At 71.7% G+C, this 19,738-nt stretch carries 18 protein-coding genes; 14 read left to right on the top strand and 4 right to left on the bottom strand.

The window, feature by feature from the left end; translation table 11 throughout:
- Positions 1-108: 108 nt before the first annotated feature.
- The gene (locus tag Cco03nite_RS17985) at positions 109-1,077 is read right to left on the bottom strand and encodes a DUF4349 domain-containing protein (RefSeq protein ID WP_203693262.1); all 969 of its coding nucleotides are present in this window, start codon (positions 1,075-1,077) and stop codon (positions 109-111) included.
- A gap of 82 nt (positions 1,078-1,159) precedes the next feature.
- Between Cco03nite_RS17985 and Cco03nite_RS17980 the strand changes: the two genes are divergently transcribed.
- Positions 1,160-1,798, top strand: coding sequence for an MBL fold metallo-hydrolase (locus Cco03nite_RS17980; protein WP_203693261.1), 639 nt, complete (start codon positions 1,160-1,162; stop codon positions 1,796-1,798).
- Here the strand turns inward: Cco03nite_RS17980 and Cco03nite_RS17975 are convergent.
- On the bottom strand, positions 1,795-2,370 hold the full coding sequence (locus Cco03nite_RS17975; RefSeq protein ID WP_203693260.1) for a 3'-5' exonuclease family protein: 576 nt from the start codon (positions 2,368-2,370) through the stop codon (positions 1,795-1,797). The genes Cco03nite_RS17980 and Cco03nite_RS17975 overlap by 4 nt on opposite strands.
- Positions 2,371-2,532: 162 nt before the next feature.
- Between Cco03nite_RS17975 and Cco03nite_RS17970 the strand changes: the two genes are divergently transcribed.
- Together Cco03nite_RS17970 and Cco03nite_RS17965 are read left to right on the top strand one after the other, a co-directional pair.
- The gene (locus Cco03nite_RS17970) at positions 2,533-3,255 is read left to right on the top strand and encodes an SCO6745 family protein (protein ID WP_203693295.1); all 723 of its coding nucleotides are present in this window, start codon (positions 2,533-2,535) and stop codon (positions 3,253-3,255) included.
- 40 nt (positions 3,256-3,295) lie between these two features.
- Positions 3,296-4,225: a GNAT family N-acetyltransferase gene (locus Cco03nite_RS17965; RefSeq protein WP_239167462.1), complete on the top strand. Its 930-nt coding sequence runs from the start codon at positions 3,296-3,298 to the stop codon at positions 4,223-4,225.
- On the opposite strand, the gene Cco03nite_RS17960 is transcribed toward Cco03nite_RS17965, so the two are convergent.
- Complete coding sequence (locus Cco03nite_RS17960; protein ID WP_203693259.1) at positions 4,222-4,677, bottom strand: gamma-glutamylcyclotransferase family protein; 456 nt, start codon at positions 4,675-4,677, stop codon at positions 4,222-4,224. The genes Cco03nite_RS17965 and Cco03nite_RS17960 overlap by 4 nt on opposite strands.
- A gap of 146 nt (positions 4,678-4,823) precedes the next feature.
- On the opposite strand from Cco03nite_RS17960, the gene Cco03nite_RS17955 reads away from it, so the two are divergent.
- From Cco03nite_RS17955 to Cco03nite_RS17925, 7 genes are all read left to right on the top strand, one after another.
- Complete coding sequence (locus Cco03nite_RS17955; RefSeq protein WP_203693258.1) at positions 4,824-6,227, top strand: NAD(P)H-quinone dehydrogenase; 1,404 nt, start codon at positions 4,824-4,826, stop codon at positions 6,225-6,227.
- 57 nt (positions 6,228-6,284) lie between these two features.
- On the top strand, positions 6,285-7,754 hold the full coding sequence (locus tag Cco03nite_RS17950; protein ID WP_239167461.1) for an AAA family ATPase: 1,470 nt from the start codon (positions 6,285-6,287) through the stop codon (positions 7,752-7,754).
- 64 nt (positions 7,755-7,818) lie between these two features.
- Positions 7,819-9,405: a circularly permuted type 2 ATP-grasp protein gene (locus Cco03nite_RS17945; protein WP_203693257.1), complete on the top strand. Its 1,587-nt coding sequence runs from the start codon at positions 7,819-7,821 to the stop codon at positions 9,403-9,405.
- The gene (locus tag Cco03nite_RS17940; RefSeq protein ID WP_203693256.1) at positions 9,399-10,355 is read left to right on the top strand and encodes an alpha-E domain-containing protein; all 957 of its coding nucleotides are present in this window, start codon (positions 9,399-9,401) and stop codon (positions 10,353-10,355) included. The genes Cco03nite_RS17945 and Cco03nite_RS17940 overlap by 7 nt, the downstream gene beginning before the upstream one ends.
- A 130-nt stretch (positions 10,356-10,485) precedes the next feature.
- On the top strand, positions 10,486-11,334 hold the full coding sequence (locus tag Cco03nite_RS17935) for a transglutaminase family protein (protein WP_203693255.1): 849 nt from the start codon (positions 10,486-10,488) through the stop codon (positions 11,332-11,334).
- A gap of 78 nt (positions 11,335-11,412) precedes the next feature.
- The gene (locus tag Cco03nite_RS17930; protein ID WP_203693254.1) at positions 11,413-12,459 is read left to right on the top strand and encodes a Fic family protein; all 1,047 of its coding nucleotides are present in this window, start codon (positions 11,413-11,415) and stop codon (positions 12,457-12,459) included.
- 57 nt (positions 12,460-12,516) lie between these two features.
- Positions 12,517-13,956: a GuaB1 family IMP dehydrogenase-related protein gene (locus Cco03nite_RS17925; RefSeq protein ID WP_203693253.1), complete on the top strand. Its 1,440-nt coding sequence runs from the start codon at positions 12,517-12,519 to the stop codon at positions 13,954-13,956.
- Positions 13,957-14,042: 86 nt separating this feature from the next.
- Here Cco03nite_RS17925 and Cco03nite_RS17920 read toward each other — a convergent pair whose 3' ends face one another.
- Positions 14,043-15,791, bottom strand: a complete 1,749-nt coding sequence (locus Cco03nite_RS17920; RefSeq protein WP_203693292.1) for an acetyl/propionyl/methylcrotonyl-CoA carboxylase subunit alpha — start codon at positions 15,789-15,791, stop codon at positions 14,043-14,045.
- Between the two features lie 169 nt (positions 15,792-15,960).
- Between Cco03nite_RS17920 and Cco03nite_RS17915 the strand changes: the two genes are divergently transcribed.
- The 4 genes from Cco03nite_RS17915 to Cco03nite_RS17900 all read left to right on the top strand — a co-directional run bounded on the left by Cco03nite_RS17915 (position 15,961) and on the right by Cco03nite_RS17900 (position 19,680).
- Positions 15,961-16,569, top strand: coding sequence for a PadR family transcriptional regulator (locus tag Cco03nite_RS17915; protein WP_239167460.1), 609 nt, complete (start codon positions 15,961-15,963; stop codon positions 16,567-16,569).
- A gap of 67 nt (positions 16,570-16,636) precedes the next feature.
- Complete coding sequence (locus tag Cco03nite_RS17910; protein ID WP_203693290.1) at positions 16,637-17,587, top strand: ATP-binding cassette domain-containing protein; 951 nt, start codon at positions 16,637-16,639, stop codon at positions 17,585-17,587.
- A gap of 3 nt (positions 17,588-17,590) precedes the next feature.
- Positions 17,591-18,352 (top strand): ABC transporter permease, encoded by a 762-nt coding sequence (locus Cco03nite_RS17905; RefSeq protein WP_203693252.1) that lies wholly within the window; start codon positions 17,591-17,593, stop codon positions 18,350-18,352.
- A 59-nt stretch (positions 18,353-18,411) separates the two neighbouring features.
- A complete protein-coding gene (locus Cco03nite_RS17900) occupies positions 18,412-19,680 on the top strand; it encodes an MFS transporter (protein ID WP_203693251.1) in 1,269 nt (422 codons plus the stop codon).
- Positions 19,681-19,738: the final 58 nt, after the last annotated feature.

Genomic DNA, 19,738 nt, shown 5'->3' with positions numbered 1-19,738 from the left:
CTTGCCATAGACGTTGGCCTATCACATCGAGTTTCCGTGACTCGGATTCGATGTGATAGGCCAACGTCTATCAAAACCCCAGACTGCGCGGCGATGCGCCGTCGCAGCTCAGTCCGCGTCGGGAGCCGTCGGCGGAGCCGCCGCCACCGGGGCGGGGGCGGGCGCGACCGGCACCGCGCGACGCCGGCGGCGCAGGGCGATCACCAGGCCGACCGGGATCGCCAGGGCGATCAGGAACGGCAGCAGGAAGCCCAGGATCGCCAGCGCCACCTGCACCGAGGCGACGAAGGCGTCCCAGCCGGCTTCCAGGCCCCCCAAGAAGCCCGGTAGGGGCTCCTCTTCGGGCTCAGGCAGCGGGGTGTGCGGGCCGACCAGCGTCACGGTGATCGTCGACAGGGTGACCAGGTCGTCCAGCCCCGCCTTCTTGCGCTCCAGGGAGGCCAGCTCGGCCTGGCGCTGGTTCAGCTCACGCTCCAGCATCACCACCTCGCTGAGCTGCTTGGCCTGCGCGAACATCCGGCGCACCGACTCGACGCTGGCCTTCTGGGCGGCGATGCGGGTGTCCAGGTCGACGACGGCTTCGGTGACGTCCTCGGTGTTCGAGCTCCGGCTGAGCTCGGTGCCCAGCTTCGCGATCTGCTCCACCACGCCGTGGAACTGCTTCGCGGGCACCCGGACCGTGACCGAGGCCTGGGACTCGGTGCCGTCGTTGACCCGCTTCTCCGCCCCGATGTGCCCGCCCGCCGTGGTGACCAGCGAGGTCAGCCGGTCGGCGGACGCGGCGACGTCGTCGACGCGTACGGAGATGTCACCGCGGTAGATCAGCGATCGGCCGACGACCGGGCCGCCGGTGGCGTTGACGCCCTCGGGCGCGACCGCCGCGCCCTCGCCGGTCTTGCTGTTCTGCTGGTATCCGAGGTCGGCGCCGCCGTTCGCGGGCGCCTCGGGCGCGGCGGCCCCCGGCAGGCCCGCGTCGGACGACGTCCGGTCGGCCGCCGAACAACCCGTGAGCAACAGCAGAGCGCTCAGTGCCGCTACTGCGAACGTCTTCTTCATGCCTTTGCGGACGTCACTCATGACCCCTCAGGTTCCGGCAGACTGGTCACGGAAGGACGACATTCGGGCCACGAATTCACGAGACACGGAAAGGCGGCCACCGATGCGGGTGACGAAGTTCTCGCACTCCTGCCTGCGTATCGAGCACGACGACGCGGTCGTGGTGATCGATCCGGGGGTATGGAGCGAGTCGGAGCGCGCCCTCGACGGGGCCGACGCGGTGCTGCTCACCCACGAGCACGCCGACCACGTGGACGCCGACCGGCTGGCCGACGCGCTGGCCAAGCGGCCCTCGATCACGATCCACGCCCACCCGGACGTGGTGGACAAGTTCTCCGCGCAGTGGGCGGGCGCGGCCGTGCCGGTCACCTCCGGGCACGCGTTCACCGCGGCCAACCTGCTGGTACGCGCGTACGGCGGGCTGCACGCCGTGATCCACCCGGAGATCCCGCAGGTGGCGAACCTGGGCTTCCTGATCAACGAGTCGCTGTACCATCCCGGGGACTCGTTCGACGTGCCCGACGGCGCGAACGTGGAGACGCTGTTCGTGCCGATCTCCGGCCCCTGGCTGAAACTGGCCGAGTCGATCGACTTCGTGCGGGCGGTCAAGCCGCGGCGGGCGTACGCCATGCACGACTGCCTGTTCAACGAGCAGGGTCTGGCGCTGACCGACGCGCACATGACCGCGCGTTCCGGAGCCGAGTACGCGCGGCTGGCGGCCGGGTCCACGGTGGAGGTCTAGGCGGCGCCGTCCCAGGACATCAGGTTCGCGAACAGGTCGGCCTGCTCGACCGCGTCGTCGAGGGCGTGGTGGGTGTGCCGCCGGGTGGACAGCAGCCGCTTCGGCATCGCCCGCTTGTGGGCGCCGCCGAACGGCACGTCCGCCCGGATCGCGTACGCCGTCTTCACGTCCAGGCAGCCCGAGTGCCCGAACACGCTCGCCCCGGTGAACCGGATCAGGTACCAGTACACGAACATCCAGTCGAAACTGGCCGGGTAAGCGACGAACACCGGCCGGAACTCGCCCGCGGTCGCGGTCACCCAGCGGCTGAACTCCCGCATCGCCACCGCCGGGTCCGTGCCCTCGCGCTGCAGCGCCGCCCGGTCCAGCCCGGACACCTCCAGCGCGGCCGGCACGAACTCGTCGCTGATCGGCTTCAACTCGCGGTAGAACGTCGCCGCGGTCGGCTCGGCCCGCGTGAACGCCTCGCCCCTCGTCCCGGCCACCGCCGCGCCGAAGCTCAGCATCGAGTACGGCCCCGGGATCGGGCCGTCGGCTTCGACATCGACGGAGAAGTACATGTCCGCGCGCACCGCGCACCACGCTTTCGACGAGGGTGTATGCAACGCGGCCAGCCTAGGCGCGGCCCGGTCCACGTCGCACCCGCTTTCCGGGGGGCTGACCCGGCGCGTCCGGCGCGGCACAATCCACATGTGACACCCCCCTTGACGGCCACGCCGAATCAGACCGCGGCGATGGCGGCCGATGCGGTGAACCGGCTCGGCGGCGCGTTCCTGGAATGCCCCCGCACCCTGCGCCGCGCCCGCGAACTCGGCCTCACCGGCTGGGCCTGCTACGTCGCCGGGCGGGGCGGGGCGCTGGGGGACGTCCGCCCCGACACCGTCGCCGCGGCGCTGGGCCTGATCACGCCGGAGGCCGTGCGCGACGGCTGGGACGCGGCCCGCCGCGCCCTGTCGCCCCGCGAGGTCGCCGCCCACCTGCTCGCCGAGTGCTGCCGCTGGGGCAGCGAGCACCTCGACGACGCGGCCAAGGTGGACCGGCTGGTCGAGCTGACCGAGAAGGCGGTGCTCGCCGCGGACGGCTCCGGCCTGCCGCTGTTCGCCGCGTGGCGGGCGATGCCGGTGCCGGACGACGGTCCGGGTGCGCGCGCCGCCGTGGCGCTGCACCTGCTGCGCGAGCACCGGGCCGGGGCGCTGCTGCTCGGGGTGCGGGCCAGCGGCCTGAGCCCGGTGCAGGCGCTGATCGCCGGCCCCGAGGGTGAGGCGGCCGCGGTCGCGTTCGGCTGGCAGCCGCCGTACCCGCCGGTGGCTCCGCTGCTGCGCCGCCGCGCCTGGGCCGACGCGGTGGCCGACCGCATCAGCGGCCAGGCCGTCCAGAACTTCACCCCCGCCGAGCGCGGCGAGTGGATCACCATCCTCCGGGACACCACCCGCACCGTCTTCTCCCGCCGCCGCTAATCCGCTGGTGGTCATCGGGGCGGGTTGCCAGGATGGCGGCGTGACGACTGAACTTCCCGAGGGCTGGTCCTTCCGGACGACACGTGACGAGGATGCCGGTGACCTGCTGGCGCTCGTGCACGCCAGTGACATGACCGCGGTCGGCTTCGCCGACTTCGCCCCGGAGGACGTCGCCGAGGCGCTGGCGGGGCCGTACAGCACGGTCGCGGTGACCGCCGCCGGCGCCATCGCCGGCTGGGGCTACCTGGAGAACCCGGGCGAGGCCCCGCGCGACTTCCTGGAGGTGTACGTCCATCCCGAGGGCGGCCGCCCCGCGATGCGCCCGCTGCTGGCGCGGATGCTGGCCGAGACGGAGCGCCGGGCCCGTGAGCGCGGGGGCGAGGGCACCGTGCGGGCGGGGGCCATCCCGGTCGAGACCTACTGGATCGAGTCGCTGACCGGGGCGGGCTTCGAGTTCGTGAAGCAGTACGCCCGCATGCAGCTCGACCTGCCCGCACCGGCCCTCGATCCGGTGCCCGGCGTGACCGTGCGCCCGGTGGCCGAGGCCGACCTGCCCGAGTTCTTCGAGGTGCTCGACACGGCGTTCCGGGACACCCCCGACTACCAGCCGACCGGCTACGACCGCTGGCGCGAGCGCTTCCTGGACGGCCACCGGGTGCGGCTGGACGAGTGGTTCGTCGCCGAGGTGGACGGCGTGATGGCAGGCATCCTGCAGTCCTCCGAGCAGAGCGAAGCCGTCAACGAGGGCTGGGTGAAGCACCTCGCGGTGCGCGCCGAGTTCCGCAAGCGCGGCGTCGGCCGGGCACTGCTGGCCGCGGCGTTCGCGCGTTACCTGGCCAACGGCCGGGTCTCCGCGGGGCTGGGCGTGGACCTGGCGAACCCGACCGAGGCCATCCGGCTCTACACCGGCGTGGGCATGCGGGCGGCCTACCAGGCCAACATCTACGAGCGGCCGGCCCTGCCCGGTTAGGGCCGGACGGTGCGGGTGGGCCGGGCACGCAGGGCGGCGACGTAGTCGTCGGGCGCGCCCGCCTTCTCCGCCGCGTTCGCGATCTCGGACAGGTACCAGGCGGTCGGCAGGCCGCCCTCGTACCCGTTGAAGACGTAGACGTAGGCGAGCGCGCTGCCGTCCAGGGTCGCGACCCGCAGCTGCAGCTTGGTGTAGGTGCCCGCGTTCGCGCCCTCGACCTCGTCGAGCGCCGCCTCGTCCCACGGGTGCACGTCGTACAGCGCCACGAAGATCCGGTCTCCGGGCGACTCCACGATCGTGGTGACCGCGCCTTCCCAGCCGACCTCGTCCTCGCCTGCGAAGGTCAGCCGCCAATCTTCGAGCCAGCCGGTCCCGACCATGGGCGAGTGCGGACAGTAGGCCCGCATGCGGGCTGGGTCCAGGTTCGAGCCGTACGCTGCGTAATGACGCACGGCGATGACGATAGCCGCCCGAACGCCTTGCTGAGAATACGCCCGTGCGTGTCGGACCACTCGGTGTCTTTTCCGGCACGCTGGGTGAGCGTGAGCCCGGTCGCATCCGCGCCTGGCCGACTTGCCGGGTAGGGAAGAATGACATCGTGAGTCGGATTGTGATCATCGGTGGCGGCCCCGCCGGATACGAGGCGGCGCTCGTCGCCGCACAGCTCGACGCGGACGTCACGGTCGTGGAGGCGGACGGCGCCGGCGGCGCCTGCGTGCTGCACGACTGCGTCCCGTCCAAGACCTTCATCGCCAGCTCCGAGGTCGTGACGAGCTACCGCGACAACGAGCAGTTCGGCGTCCGCTCCGAGGGGCCGGGGACCGTCACCGTCGACGCCGCCGCAGTCCACGGCCGGGTCAAGCGGCTGGCCCTGGCCCAGTCCGGCGACATCCACGCGAAGCTGATCAAGGCCGGGGTCACCCTGGTCAGGGGCACCGCGAAGATGGGCGACGACACCCTCGGCCACACCCACCGGGTGCGGGTGCGCCCGGCCGACGGCGACGCCGAGTACGCCATCGACGCGAGCACCGTGCTCATCGCGACCGGCGCGACGCCGCGCCGGCTGGCCAGCGCGCTGCCCGACGGCGAGCGCATCCTGACCTGGCGCCAGGTGTACGACCTGCCCGCGCTGCCCGAGCACCTGATCGTCATCGGCTCGGGTGTCACCGGCGCCGAGTTCGCCTCGTCGTACCTGGCCATGGGCGTGCCGGTGACCCTGGTGTCGTCCCGCGACCGGGTCATGCCGCACGAGGACGCCGACGCGGCCATGGCGATCGAGCGGGTGTTCCGGGCCCGAGGCATGACCATCCTGAACAACTCGCGGGCCGACGCGGTCAAGCGGGTCGGCGACGGCGTCGAGGTCACCCTCGCCGACGGCCGGGTGGTCACCGGCTCGCACGCGCTGATGGCGGTCGGTTCCATCCCCAACACCACCGACCTGGGCCTGACCGAATACGGCGTCAACGTGGGCCCCGGCGGTTACGTCACGGTCGACCGGGTGTCGCGCACCAACGTGCCGGGGGTGTACGCCGCGGGCGACTGCACCGGCGTGCTCCCGCTGGCCAGCGTCGCGGCCATGCAGGGCCGGATCGCGATGTGGCACGCGCTGGGCGAGGCGGTGGCCCCGCTGCGGCTGCGCACCGTCGCCGCGAACGTGTTCACCGATCCGGAGCTGGCCACCGTGGGCGTCTCGCAGGCCGACGTGGACAGCGGCAAGGTTCCGGCCCGGCAGGTCATGCTGCCGCTGGCCGGCAACGCCCGCGCCAAGATGGCCGGCCTCGACGACGGTTTCATCAAGCTGTTCTGCCGCCCGGCCAGCGGCATCGTGGTCGGCGGCGTCGTCGTCGCCCCGCGCGCCAGCGAGCTGATCATGCCGCTGACCATGGCCGTCGAGAACCACATGACGGTGGATCAGCTGGCCCACACCATCACCATCTACCCGTCGCTGAGCGGCAGCCTCGCCGAGGCCGCCCGCCAGCTCATGCAGCACGACGTCGAGTAGGTGCACTTCATCGCAACTCCAGTTATGGTAACTGGAGTTGCGATGAAGTGAGGCCGGATGCTGGACAAGCCCACCGAGCTGCTCGAACGTGACCGCGAGTGGCAGGCGCTGGCGCGGTTCGCGGCCAATCCCGCCCTCGGCGCGTCGCTGGGCCTGGTCTACGGCCGCCGGCGGCAGGGCAAGACCTTCATGCTGGAGCTGCTGAGCCTCGCCGCGAACGGCTTCATGTTCACCGCCTCCCAGCTCTACGGCCCGGAGAACCTGCGCGCCCTGAGCGAGGCCTACCGGGCGTACGCGGGCATCGAGGACCCGGTGCGCTTCGCCGACTGGCGCGAGGCGATCGACGCGCTGCTGCGGCTGGGCGAGCGCGGGGACGGCCCGACCCTGGTCGTGCTCGACGAGTTCCCGTACCTGCTTGACGACGAGCCCGCGCTGCCCTCGCTGATCCAGGCCGCGCTGAGCCCGATGAGCCGCGCCCTGAAGCAGAGCCGCACCCGGCTGATCCTCTGCGGCAGCGCCATGACGACGATGCGCAAGCTGCTCGTCGGCACCGCCCCGCTGCGCGGCCGGGCGGTGCTGGAGATGAACCTCGCCACCCTCGACTACCGGGCCACCGCCCAGCTCTGGGGCCTCGGCGACGACCTCGACGCCGCCTTCCGGGTGCACGCGCTGGTCGGCGGCACCCCCGCCTACCTGGGCATGAGCGCGGGCCCCCTGGCTGAGGACGGCGTCGACGGGTGGGTCGAGCGGGGCCTGCTAAACCCGCTGTCCGCGATGTTCCGCGAGGGCAACGTGCTGCTCTACGAGCAGCCCGAACTCGTCGACGAGACCCTGTACTTCTCGGTGCTCAACGCGATCGCGGGCGGTGCCTGCCGCCGCAGCGAGATCGCGAGCCGGTTGGGCCGGCCCGACAGCTCGCTCAGCCACCCGCTGGCCGTGCTGGAGGAGGTGCGGCTGATCGAGCGGGTCGAGGACGCGCTGGTCGCCAAGCGGCCGGTCTACCGGATCGCCGAGCCGGTGATCCGGTTCCACCAGCTGGTGATCCGTCCGCGGGAGGCGGCCATCGCGGGCCTCGGCGGCGACCGCGTCTGGCCGGCCGTCCAGGACACCGTCGACGCGAAGATCTACGGGCCGCACTTCGAGCAGCTCTGTCGCGAGTGGACCCTGGTCTACGCGGCGGATGCCGGCCGCGGCGGCTTCGTCAACCAGGTGCGTTCGGCGACCGTCGCCTGCCGGGAGCACCGGCAGGGACATGAGATCGACGTCGTCGCGCTCAGCGAGAACTCGTACGAGCCGACCGTGGTCCGGGCGATCGGCGAGGCGAAGGCCGGGGTGAAGCCCGTCGGCCCCGCCGAGCTGGAACGCCTGGTCCACCTGCGCGACCTGCTGCCCGCCGCCAAGGTCGGCGATCCGGTGCGGCTGCTGCTGTTCGGCCGCAGCGGTTTCACCCCGGAACTCCTCAAGCAGGCGGCGGGCCGGGACGACGTCGAACTCGTCGACATCGGACGGCTGTACGCCGGGAGTTGAGCTGCCGCGTCCCACATCTCACATCGTTTACGCAATCGCAACGCTTCGCGCGTAGCGTCGGGACATGGCGGACCTTTTCGAGGACTACCCGCTCGGTCCCGGCTGGGACGAGATGTTCGGGATTCCCGGCGAGCCCCGGCCCACCTACGAGGCGCTGCACGCGACCCTGCGCCCGCTGGCCGGCGGCGAGCTGCGCATCCGGGCCGAGGTGCTGGCCAGAGCCTTCCTCGACCAGGGCATCACGTTCGCCCTCAAGGGTGTCGAGCGACCGTTCCCGCTGGACATCGTGCCCCGCATCATCGCCGCCGCGCAGTGGCGGCACGTCGAGGCCGGGGTCGCCCAGCGGGTGCGCACGCTGGAGGCGTTCCTGGCCGACGTGTACGGCGAGGGCGACGTCCTCAAGGACGGCATCGTGCCCCGGCGGCTCATCGTGACCAGCGCCCACTTCCACCGCGAGGCGGCCGGCATCGTGCCGCCGAACGGGGTGCGCGTGCACGTCGCCGGGGTCGACCTGATCCGCGACGAGGCCGGCGAGTTCCGGGTGCTGGAGGACAACGTGCGCACCCCGTCCGGGGTGAGCTACGTGATGGAGAACCGGCGCGCCATGGCGCACGTGCTGCCCGAGGTTTTCGCGCAGACCCGGGTGCGGCCCGTCGAGTCGTACCCCGGCATGCTCCTGCAGGCGCTGCGCGCCTCGGCGCCGGCCGGAGTGGACGATCCGACCGTGGTCGTGCTCACCCCGGGCGTGCACAACTCGGCCTACTTCGAGCACGCGCTGCTGGCCCGGGAGATGGGCGTCGAGCTGGTCGAGGGGCGTGACCTGGTCTGCGGCGGCAACGAGGTCGCCATGCGCACCACGGCGGGCGAGCAGCGGGTCGACGTCATCTACCGGCGCATCGACGACGAGTTCCTCGACCCGGTGCACTTCCGGGCCGACTCGATGCTCGGCTGCGCGGGCCTGCTCAACGCCGCGCGGGCGGGCAACGTCACCATCGCCAACGCGGTCGGCAACGGCGTCGCCGACGACAAGCTGCTCTACACGTACGTGCCGGACCTGATCCGCTACTACCTCGGCGAGGAGCCGCTGCTGTCCAACGTGGAGACGTACCGGCTCGACGACCCGGACGTGCGCACCCACGTGCTGAGCCGGCTCGACGAGCTGGTGCTCAAACCGGTCGACGGGTCCGGCGGCGCGGGCATCGTGATCGGCTCGCAGGCCACCGAGGAGCAGCTGGAACACGTACGCCAGCGCATCCGGCTCGACCCGCGCGGCTGGATCGCCCAGCGCGAGGTGAAGCTGTCCATGGTGCCGACGCTGATCGAGGACCGGCTCCGGCCCCGGCACGTGGACCTGCGGCCGTTCGCGGTCAACGACGGCAACCAGGTGCGGGTGCTGCCCGGCGGGCTGACCCGGGTCGCGCTGCCGGAAGGCGCGCTGGTCGTCAACTCCAGCCAGGGCGGCGGCTCGAAGGACACCTGGGTGCTGCCCGAACCGGGTGCCCCGGCCGAGGACTGGCAGGACCCCTTCCCCGGCGAGATCACGGTCATCCCGGCGCCGCGCCGCCCCGATCCCGGGCCCGGCCAGTCCGGCAACAACCAGCAGCAGCAACAGCAGCAGCAGGCACGCGCCGACGGGAGGGATCGATGCTGAGCCGGATCGCCGAATCGCTGTACTGGATCGGCCGCTACGTCGAACGGGCCGAGGACACCGCCCGCATCCTCGACGTGCACCTGCACCGCATGCTGCAGGACCCGTGGACCGACGAGGAGCAGGCCTGCCGATCGCTGCTCGCGGTCATGGGCCTGCCGATCGGCGAGCACGAGAGCGCCAGCCTGCCCGGCGTCGTCGAGCGCCTCGGCCTCGACCTGACCAGCACCAGCTCGGTGCTCGGCGCGCTGGCCGCGGCCCGGGAGAACGCCCGCGGCGCCCGGGAGACCGTCAGCGCCGAGATGTGGGAGTGCCTGAACACCACCTGGCTCGGCCTGGCCGGCTCGCGCCGCCGCATCGAGGAGGGCGGCGTGCACCAGTTCTTCACCTGGGTACGCGAGCGCTGCTCGGTGCTGGCCGGGCTCGCCGACGCCACCATGAGCCGCGACGAGGGCTGGCTGTTCCTGGTGCTGGGCCGCAGCGTCGAACGCGTGGACATGACCGCCCGGCTGCTGTCCACGCACACCCGCGCGGGCGGCAGCATCCCGAACTGGCTGACTCTGCTGCGCTCGTGCGGGGCGTGGGAGACCTACCTGCGCACGTACCGCGGCTCGCTGAGCGACCGGCATGCCGCCGAGTTCCTGCTGCTCGACCGGCTGTTCCCGCGGTCGATCCTGGCCGCGCTGGTCACCGCCGAGTCCTGCCTGGCCGAGCTGGAACCCGTCGCGGGCACCACCCGCACCGGCCGGGTCGGCATGGGCACCGACGCGCAGCGCATCCTCGGCCGCGCCCGCACCGACCTGGCCTACCGCTCGCCCGACGAGCTGCTCGCCGACCTCGGCCCGGTCCTGTCCGGCCTGGAACGCACCTGCTCCCAGGTCAACGACGCGGTCTCGGCCCGCTACTTCCGCCAGACCGCCGCCGTCCACTGGCAAGCCGGAGCCGTCGCATGACCGCCCCACCTGTGCCGCCGCGCGGCCTGCGGCCGCCGCCCCCGCCCCTGCCGCGACTCTTGAAGAGTCGCGGCCTCCAGATCGCGCCGAAGGCGCATGTCTTTCAGAGTTGCGCCAGGGAGGAGCGGGCATGACGGGGTGGCGGTTGCAGATTCGGCATCGGACGGGGTTTCAGTACGGGGGGCCGGTGGCCTCGTCGTACAACGAGGCGCGGATGTCGCCCGGTTCGGAGGCGCGGCAGACGGTGCTCGACGCCCGGGTCAGCGTGTGGCCCACCGCGCGCACCTATCGCTACCAGGACTACTGGGGCACGACGGTGACCTCGTTCGACGTCCAGGTGCCGCACGAGGTGCTGGAGGTGATCGCCGACGCGACCGTGGAGACCTCCGGCCCGGCCGCGCCGCCCACCGGCGGCCTGTCCTGGGCGGAGCTGGCCGACCCGGACGAGGTCGACCGCTGGCAGGAGCTGCTGCTGCCCACGCCGCGCACGGCGCTCGACGAGGAACTGGGCGCGCTCGCCGCCGAGCTGCGTGCCGCGTACGGGCCGGACGAGGCGGCACCGGCCGTGTTCGACCTGGTCCGGCGGGAGGTCGAGTACACGCCGGGGGCCACCGGGGTGATGACCGACGCGGTGCACGTGTGGCGGCAGAAGCAGGGCGTCTGCCAGGACATCTCGCACCTGTCGGTGGCGCTGCTGCGGGCCATGGGCCTGCCCGCCCGGTACGTCTCCGGCTACCTGCACCCGACCCCGGACGCGCCGCTGGGCAAGCCCGTCACCGGGCAGAGCCACGCCTGGGTGGAGTGGTGGTCGGGCCAGTGGCAGGCGTACGACCCGACGAACGGTGTCCCGGTCGGCGAGCGCCACGTGACCGTCGGCCGCGGCCGCGACTACGGCGACGTACCCCCACTCAAGGGCGTCTACGCGGGTCCCTCCAACACCGGCCAGTCCGTCGAGGTCACGCTGACCCGGATCCGCTAAACGCTTAGCGCAATGAGCTAAACTAACTAATCCGACTCGTTCTTAGTATGTTTAGCTCATTGATTGGTAGGTTTCCGCGTGCACGGGTTCACGGAACTCGACACGCTGCTGGGTAGCGTTCCGGCACGTGTCGTCACGTTGCTCAGGACGGTCGACATCGGCCAGGGTTCCGAGGGGCTCTATCGCAACCAGCTGCCCGGAGTGCTCGCATCGCTGGCCAGGCGAGCGCGGGTCGCCAGTGTCACCGCGTCGTCCGAGATCGAAGGCATCGTCGTCCCGGACCAGCTTCGGGCTGAGAAGATCATCGAGGGCCGGACCATGGTCCTGCGTACACGCAGCGAGCAGGAACTGGCCGGATACCGGGACGCGCTCGACTATCTGTTCCAGTCGTCGTGGCAACCCGTGAACCTTGGTCTGGTGCTGCACCTCCACCGGTTGCTCTTCGGCCGGACGGCCAGCCCCGGCGGGCAGTTCAAGCCGCACGACAACGTGGTGGTCGATCGTGCCGCCGACGGCAGCACCACGGTCAGGTTCCGCCCCGTGCCCGCCGCGCGGACCGAGTTCTACATGGCGGAGCTGATCGACCGCTTCCAGGCTGCGATGGCTGCCGGTACCCACCACCCGGTGCTGCTCATCGGGCTTTTCGTGCTGGACCTGACCATCGTGCATCCCTTCGAGGACGGCAACGGACGGGTCGCCCGGGTGATCACCAACGCCCTGCTGGCCGACTCCGGATACGAGGTGGTCCGCTACGTGAGCCTCGAACAGCTGATCGCTGATTCGGCGGACGAGTACTACCAGGCACTGCTGAACTCCACCCGCGGCTGGCATGAGCACCGAGCCGATCCGTGGCCCTGGCTCGGCTACTTCGTCGCGACGCTGGCTGAGGCCTACCGATTGTTCGGCCGGCGCGCGGCCGCCGACCGCAGCACGGGGAACAAACAGGACCGCGTCCGTGACTACGTCCGGCGGCAGGCACCCGGTGTCTTTCGGCTTGCCGATATCCGCCAGGCGCTTCCGGGGATCAGCGATCCGACCATTCGCATCGTCCTCGACCAACTCCGGAAAGACGACATCGTGGCAGTGGACGGCGTCGGCCGTGCCGCGACCTGGCGGCGTCTCTGAGGCGGTGAAATGGCGGTCGGGGCGGGGCGTGCCCGGTTGATGGGTGAAGATGGCCTCATGCGGTTCCTGTCCGGTGCGCAGCCCGCGCACGATCTGACCTACAACGACGTGTTCATGGCGCCGAGCCGCTCCGAGGTCGGCTCGCGCATGGAGGTCGACCTGTCCACCGCCGACGGGACCGGGTGCACCATCCCGATCGTGGTGGCGAACATGACCGCGATCGCCGGGCGGCGGATGGCCGAGACGGTGTCGCGGCGCGGCGGCCTCGCGGTGATCCCGCAGGACATCCCGAGCGCCGTGGTGACCGAGGTGATCGGCTGGGTGAAGCAGCGCCACCTGGTGCACGACACGGCTATCACGCTGCGCCCGCATGACACCGTCGGCGACGCGATCCACCTGCTGCCGAAGCGGGCGCACGGGGCCGTGGTGGTGATCGACGAGCAGGGCCGCCCGCTGGGGCTGGTCACCGAGTCCGACACCATGGGCGTGGACCGGTTCTCGCAGGTGCGCGACGTGATGTCGACCGACCTGCTGACGGTGCCGGCGATGGCCAGCCCGCGCGAGGCGTTCGACATCCTCAACCAGGGCCGGCGCAAGGTCGCCCCGGTGGTCGACCACGAGGGGCGGCTGGCGGGCATCACGACCCGGCAGGGGGCGCTGCGGGCGACGCTGTACACCCCGGCGCTGGACGAGAAGGGGCGGCTGCGGGTCGCCGCCGCGATCGGCATCAACGGCGACGTGGCCGGCAAGGCCGCCGAGCTGCTGGAGGGCGGGGTGGACGTGCTGGTCGTGGACACCGCGCACGGCCACCAGTCCCGCATGATCAATGCGCTGCGCGCGGTGCGCTCGGTGGATCCGACGGTGCCGGTCGTGGCGGGCAACGTGGTGACCGCCGAGGGGGTACGCGACCTCGTCGATGCGGGAGCCGACATCATCAAGGTCGGGGTCGGCCCCGGCGCGATGTGCACCACGCGCATGATGACCGGGGTGGGTCGTCCCCAGTTCTCGGCGGTGCTGGAGTGCGCGGCGGCAGCCCGCGAGCTGGGCCGGCACGTGTGGGCCGACGGCGGCGTACGCCATCCCCGGGATGTGGCCCTGGCCCTGGCGGCGGGCGCGGCGAACGTGATGATCGGGTCGTGGCTGGCGGGCACCTACGAGTCGCCCGGCGACCTCTACACCGACCCGGACGGGCGGCGCTACAAGGAGAACTTCGGCATGGCGTCGGCGCGGGCGGTCAGCGCGCGCACCGCCGACGACTCGGCGTTCGACCGGGCCCGCAAGGCCGTCTTCGAGGAGGGCATCTCCACGGCGAAGATGTACCTGGACCCGGCCCGCCCCGGCGTCGAGGACGTCATCGACGAGATCGTGGCCGGCGTCCGCAGCGCCTGCACCTACGCCGGCGCCAAGACCCTCGACGAGTTCCACGCCCGAGCCCTCATCGGCGTCCAGTCCACCGCCGGCTACACCGAAGGCATGCCCCTGCCCACCTCGTGGTGACCGCAGAGCTCCTCAACTTTTAAAGACTTGCGGCCTCAGAGCGTCTCTGAGGCCGCAAGTCTTTAAGAGTTGCGGCAGGCGGAGGGTTACTTGATCTCGCAGAGGGTGGTGCCGGACTGGACGACCTCGCCGACCGCCGCGCTCAGGCCGGTGATGACGCCCGCCTTGTGGGCGGTGAGGGGCTGTTCCATCTTCATGGCCTCCAGGACCACGACGGTGTCGCCCTCGGCCACGGTGTCGCCGTCGGCGACCGCGAGCTTGACGATGGTGCCCTGCATGGGGGCGGTCAGCGCGTCGCCGCCCGCGGCGACCTTCGCGCCGCGCCTGGCTCCGGCCCGCTTGGCGGGGCGTCCGGCCGCGGCGGGCGCGGCTGCTGCCGTACCCCCGAACGAGGCCGGAAGGGAGACCTCCAGGCGCTTGCCGCCGACCTCGACCACGACGGTCTGCCGCTCGCCGGCCTCCTCGTCGGTGGCGACCGCGGCGGCGAACGGCGGCACGGTGTTGTGCCACTCCGTCTCGATCCACCGGGTGTGCACGGTGAACTCGACGAACGCGGGGTCGCGGACGATGGCGCGGTGGAACGGCAGAGCGGTGGCCATGCCCTCGACGACCATCTCGTCCAGGGCGCGGCGGGCCCGCTCCAGGGCCTCGGTGCGGTTCTCGCCGGTGATGATCACCTTGGCGAGCAGCGAGTCGAAGTTGCCGCTGATCACGTTGCCGGTCTCGAAGCCCGTGTCGACGCGTACGCCGGGACCGCCGGGCAGGTGCATCCGGGTGATCGCGCCGGGGGCGGGCAGGAAGTTGCGGCCCGGGTCCTCGCCGTTGATCCGGAACTCGATCGAGTGGCCGCGCGGGGCCGGATCGGCCTGCAGGCGCAGCTTCTCGCCCGCGGCGATGCGGAACTGCTCGCGGACCAGGTCGATGCCGGAGGTCTCCTCGGTGACCGGGTGCTCGACCTGGAGCCGGGTGTTGACCTCCAGGAAGGAGATGGTGCCGTCGACGCCGACGAGGTATTCGACGGTGCCCGCGCCGTGGTATCCGGCCTCGCGGCAGATCGCCTTTGCCGAGTCGTGAATGGCGGCGCGCTGGGTGTCGGTCAGGAACGGCGCGGGGGCCTCCTCGACCAGCTTCTGGTGGCGGCGCTGCAGCGAGCAGTCGCGGGTGCCCACCACGATGACGTTGCCGTGCTGGTCGGCCAGCACCTGCGCCTCGACGTGGCGGGGCCGGTCGAGGTATCGCTCGACGAAGCACTCGCCCCGGCCGAACGCGGCGACCGCCTCGCGGGTGGCCGAGTCGAACAGCTCGGGGATCTCCTCGATGGTGCGGGCGACCTTGAGGCCGCGGCCGCCGCCGCCGAACGCCGCCTTGATGGCGACGGGCAGCCCGTGCTGCTGGGCGAAGGCGACGATCTCGTCGGCGTGCTTCACCGGGTCGGGCGTGCCGGGGACCAGGGGAGCGCCGGCACGCTGGGCGATGTGCCGGGCGGTGACCTTGTCGCCGAGGTCGCGGATGGCTTGCGGGGTGGGGCCGACCCAGGTCAGGCCCGCTTCGATGACGGCTTCGGCGAACGCGGCGTTCTCGGAGAGGAAGCCGTAGCCGGGGTGCACCGCGTCCGCACCGGAGCGCTGCGCGACCTCGATCAGCTTGTCGATGCGCAGGTAGGTGTCGGCGCTGGTCTCGCCGCCTAGCGCGTACGCCTCGTCGGCGATGGTCACGTGCAGGGCGTCGCGGTCGCCGTCGGCGTACACGGCGACGCTGGCCAGGCCCGCGTCGCGGCACGCGCGTGCCACGCGTACGGCGATCTCGCCACGGTTCGCGATCAACACTTTGGACAGCATCGTCATCATCGTCCTCCCCGAACGGGCCTGGGCGGAGTCTATCGGTGGAGTTGATCATTAACGAGCGCTCAGGTGCCATGTGACCTGTGTCATGAACGCTCGTTCAGATCACTGCTGGTGGGGGTGGCATACCCCGGATCGCTGATCCGGCCGCACACTGTTCACCGTGTCGACGACCCGAATGATGATCCTCGGCGTGGTGCGCATGGCGCAGCCGGTGCACGGCTACGACGTACGCCGGGAGCTGCTGAGCTGGCACGCCGACAAGTGGGCCAACGTGCAGCCCGGTTCGGTGTACCACGCGCTGAAGAAGCTCGCCGAGGAGGGCGCGCTGCGGGAGGTCGGCAGCGAGCAGGTGGGCGGGCGGCCCGCGCGGACGCGATACGAGATGACCCCGAAGGGGGATGAGCAGTTCCGTGACCTGCTGTCGGCGGCGCTGTGGGAGCAGCGGGAGGTGGAGGACCCGTTCCTGGCGGGGTTCTCGCTGATGACGGAGCTGCCCCGGGACGAGGTGGCCGCCGCGCTGCGGCACCGGGCCACGCGGCTGCGGGCCGACAACGAGGGCGCCGCGGCGGCGATCGCCTCGGGCTGGGCGGTGCCGGAGAACAAGCCGACCCACGTGCGCTGGATGCTCGAACTGGGTGTGGCTCGCAACGAGGGCGAGATCGCCTGGTGCGAGCGGGTGGCCGAGCGCATCGAGGCGGGGGAGCCGTACCTGTCGGATGAGTTGCAGGAGCGCTGGAAGCGCGGGTTCGGTCACTCCGCAACCGATTAATCAAACTTGACTACTGTCGGACCGCGGTCCTAGGCTCCAGGTCACCCCTGACCTTGGAGTAAAAATGATCATCGAGACCTCCGGGCTGCGGAAGTCCTTCCGCTCCCGTGCCGGTCGCGAGACGAAGACCGTGGAGGCGGTACGCGGCGTCGACCTGAGCGTCGCCGAGGGCGAGATCTTCGGCTTCCTCGGCCCGAACGGCGCCGGCAAGACCACCACCCTGCGGATGCTCGCGACCCTGCTGGAGCCCGACGGCGGCAGCGCCGTCATCGCGGGCGCCGACCTGCGCAAGGAGCCGGGCGAGGTGCGTCGCCGCATCGGCTACGTCGCCCAGGGCGGCAGCACCTGGGACGAGTCCACCGGCCGCGAGGAGCTGGTGCTGCACGCGCGCATGTACGGCATCGGCAAGGCCGACGCCCAGCGCCGCGCCGCCGAGGCCCTGGACACCTTCGAGCTGTCCGAGTACGCCGACCGCCGCTGCAAGACCTACTCCGGCGGCCAGCGCCGCCGCGTCGACATCGCGCTCGGCATCATCCACTCCCCGAAGGTCGTCTTCCTCGACGAGCCGACCACCGGCCTGGACCCGCAGTCCCGCGCCCACATGTGGGGCGAGGTGCGCAAGCTGCGCGAGATGGGCATGACCGTCTTCCTCACCACGCACTACCTGGACGAGGCCGACGCGCTCTGCGACCGGCTGGCGATCATGGACCACGGCCAGATCGTCGCCGAGGGCACGCCCGCCGACCTCAAGCAGGAGGTGCTCGGCGACGTCGTCTCCGTCAACGCGCGCGAGGTGGCCAGGGCCGCCGACCTGTTCGGTACCGCCGAGTACGTGCGCAAGGTCGAGACCACCGAGCAGTCCCTGCGGTTGTACGTCGAGGACGGCGCGAGCGCCATCCCGCACGTGCTGCGCACCCTGGACGCCGAGGGCGTCGCCATCGAGGGCATCGAGCTGCACCGCCCCAGCCTCGACGACGTGTTCCTGGCCAAGACCGGCCGCAGCCTGAGGGAGAGCTGAGCAGTGAAGTTCCTTCGTGACACCTGGCTGGTCTTCCAGCGCCAGATGCAGCTGCTGCTGCGCAACCCCGTCTGGGTCGCCGTCGGCATCATCCAGCCGATGTTCTACCTGCTGCTGTTCGCGCCGCTGATGAAGCAGGCGCTCAGCCAGGGCGGGCCGATGACCGACGAGCAGGCGTACCGGATCTTCGTACCCGGCATGCTGGTCATGGTCGCCCTGTTCAGCGCCTTCTCCGGGTTCGGCATCATCGCCGAGCTGCGGGCCGGCGTGATCGAGCGCAACCGGGTCACCCCGGTCAGCCGGGTCGCGCTGCTGCTCGGCCGCTCGCTGCGCGACGTCGTGCAGCTGCTGTTCCAGGCCGTGCTGGTGACGCTGCTCGCGGTGCCGTTCGGGCTGCGGGTGGCGGTCGGCGACGCGCTGCTGGCATACCTGCTGATCGGCCTGATGACGCTGCTGCTGTCGTCGACCGGCTACGCGCTGGGCCTGACCCTGCGCAGCGAGGACGCCATGGCGCCGATGCTGAACACGGTCATCCAGCCGATCATGCTGCTGGCGGGCATCTTCCTGCCGCTCACCTTCGCCCCGGAATGGCTGAAGAACGTCGCCAAGGCCAACCCGTTCAAGTGGGCGACCGACGGGGTGCGCGCGCTGTTCGCGGGCAACCCGGGTGACGACGCGGTCTGGCAGGCGCTGGCGATCCTCACCCCGCTGACCGTGGTCGCGTTGATCATCTCGTCGCGGACGTTCGCCAAGTCCGTGCGCTGAGGTGTTGGCTCCGTCTCAACCCGAGGCCGGGGTACCTGTAAGGAGCGTAGCTTCGGTGGGTGCCCCGGCTTTCGCGTGACCTCGCCACCTGGTTGATCTACCTTCAGCTGGGGCTCTGGGGCTACTTCAACTACGGCTTCGGCCCGATCGTGCCGCTGCTGCGCGCCGAGCAGGGCACCTCGGCCGCCGTGGCCGGGCTGCACAGCACCGCCATCGCGGTCGGCGCGGTCGCCGGCGGCGCGCTCTACCCCCACCTGTCCCGGCGCTTCGGCCGCGGCCCCGTCCTCTGGGCCTGCCAGGCCGTCATCGGCGCGTGCGTGCTCGGGTACGTGCTGCTGCCCGCGTACTTCGCGGTCACCATCGGGCTCACCGTCGTCATCGCCACGGCCGGCATCGCCGCGATCGGCGGCATCGTCTCCGCGCTGTCCGAACGGCACGGACCGGCCGGCCCCGCCGCGATCAGCGAGGCCAACGCCGTCGCCTGCGCCGCCGGCCTGGCCGCCCCGCTGATCATCGGCGCGACCATCCGCGCGGGCTGGGGCTGGCGGGCCGGGCTCGCCCTGCTGGTCGCCCTCATCACGCTGGTCGCGGTCGTCGCCAAGATCAAGGGGGTACGCGTCCCGTCCGGTCCCGCCTCCTCCCAGCCGGTCGTGGCCGGGACGGGCCTGCCCGTGCCGCCCGCCGACGCCGACCGGGTTGCCGCGGCGGCCGGCGCCGGTCCGGTCCGCCCCCGCAGCGCGCGGCTACCGGGGGCGTACTGGCTGGCCTGGGGCATGATGACGGTCACCGGCGCGGTCGAGGTCGTGCTGTCGATGTGGACCGCCGAGGTGCTGCGCGGCCAGGTCGGGCTGTCCGCCGGGGCGGCCACCGCGGTCATGTCCGCGATGGTCGGCGGGATGTTCGCCGGCAGGCTGGTCGGGGCCCGCATCGCGCTGCGGCTGTCCTCGATCCCGCTCTACTTCGGTGCGCTGGCGCTGAGCCTCGCCGGGTTCACCGTCTTCTGGACCGCGGGCAGCGCGGTGGTGGCCGTGGCGGGGCTGGTCGTGGTCGGGCTCGGCAACGCCATGCACTACCCGCTGGCCATCTCGCTGGCCGTGGCGGCCGCACCGGGCCAGGCGGACCGGGCCGCCGGGGTGGCGTCGTACTCGATGGCCGTCAGCTTCGGTGCGGGTCCGCTGCTGCTCGGCCTGGTCGCCGACCAGGTCGGCGCGCATACCGCGTTCCTGTTCATCCCGCTGCTGATCGCGGGCGCCGCTTACCTGGCCTGGCGCTTCGCCGCCACCGCCCGGACCCCGCTCACCCCGGCCCTGGCCGCCGATCCGGCCTGAGGCGTCCCCGAGACGGGGTGCCAGGGAAGATCGCCGGTTCGGGTCAGAACCTGGTGTC

Origin of the sequence: Catellatospora coxensis (genome assembly GCF_016862635.1) — a bacterium.
GTDB classification, from domain to species: Bacteria; Actinomycetota; Actinomycetes; order Mycobacteriales; family Micromonosporaceae; genus Catellatospora; species Catellatospora coxensis.
The sequence above is the reverse complement of the archived record's forward strand: the minus strand, read 5'-3'. Positions and strand labels throughout refer to the sequence as shown.

Excerpts from the sequence above, each read along its gene's own strand:
- Cco03nite_RS17985 (WP_203693262.1), bottom strand. The coding sequence starts at position 1,077 with ATGAGTGACGTCCGCAAAGGCATGAAGAAGACGTTCGCAGTAGCGGCA.
- Cco03nite_RS17980 (WP_203693261.1), top strand. The coding sequence starts at position 1,160 with ATGCGGGTGACGAAGTTCTCGCACTCCTGCCTGCGTATCGAGCACGAC.
- Cco03nite_RS17970 (WP_203693295.1), top strand. The coding sequence starts at position 2,533 with ATGGCGGCCGATGCGGTGAACCGGCTCGGCGGCGCGTTCCTGGAATGC.
- Cco03nite_RS17950 (WP_239167461.1), top strand. The coding sequence starts at position 6,285 with ATGCTGGACAAGCCCACCGAGCTGCTCGAACGTGACCGCGAGTGGCAG.
- Cco03nite_RS17945 (WP_203693257.1), top strand. The coding sequence starts at position 7,819 with ATGGCGGACCTTTTCGAGGACTACCCGCTCGGTCCCGGCTGGGACGAG.
- Cco03nite_RS17940 (WP_203693256.1), top strand. The coding sequence starts at position 9,399 with ATGCTGAGCCGGATCGCCGAATCGCTGTACTGGATCGGCCGCTACGTC.
- Cco03nite_RS17935 (WP_203693255.1), top strand. The coding sequence starts at position 10,486 with ATGACGGGGTGGCGGTTGCAGATTCGGCATCGGACGGGGTTTCAGTAC.
- Cco03nite_RS17925 (WP_203693253.1), top strand. The coding sequence starts at position 12,517 with ATGCGGTTCCTGTCCGGTGCGCAGCCCGCGCACGATCTGACCTACAAC.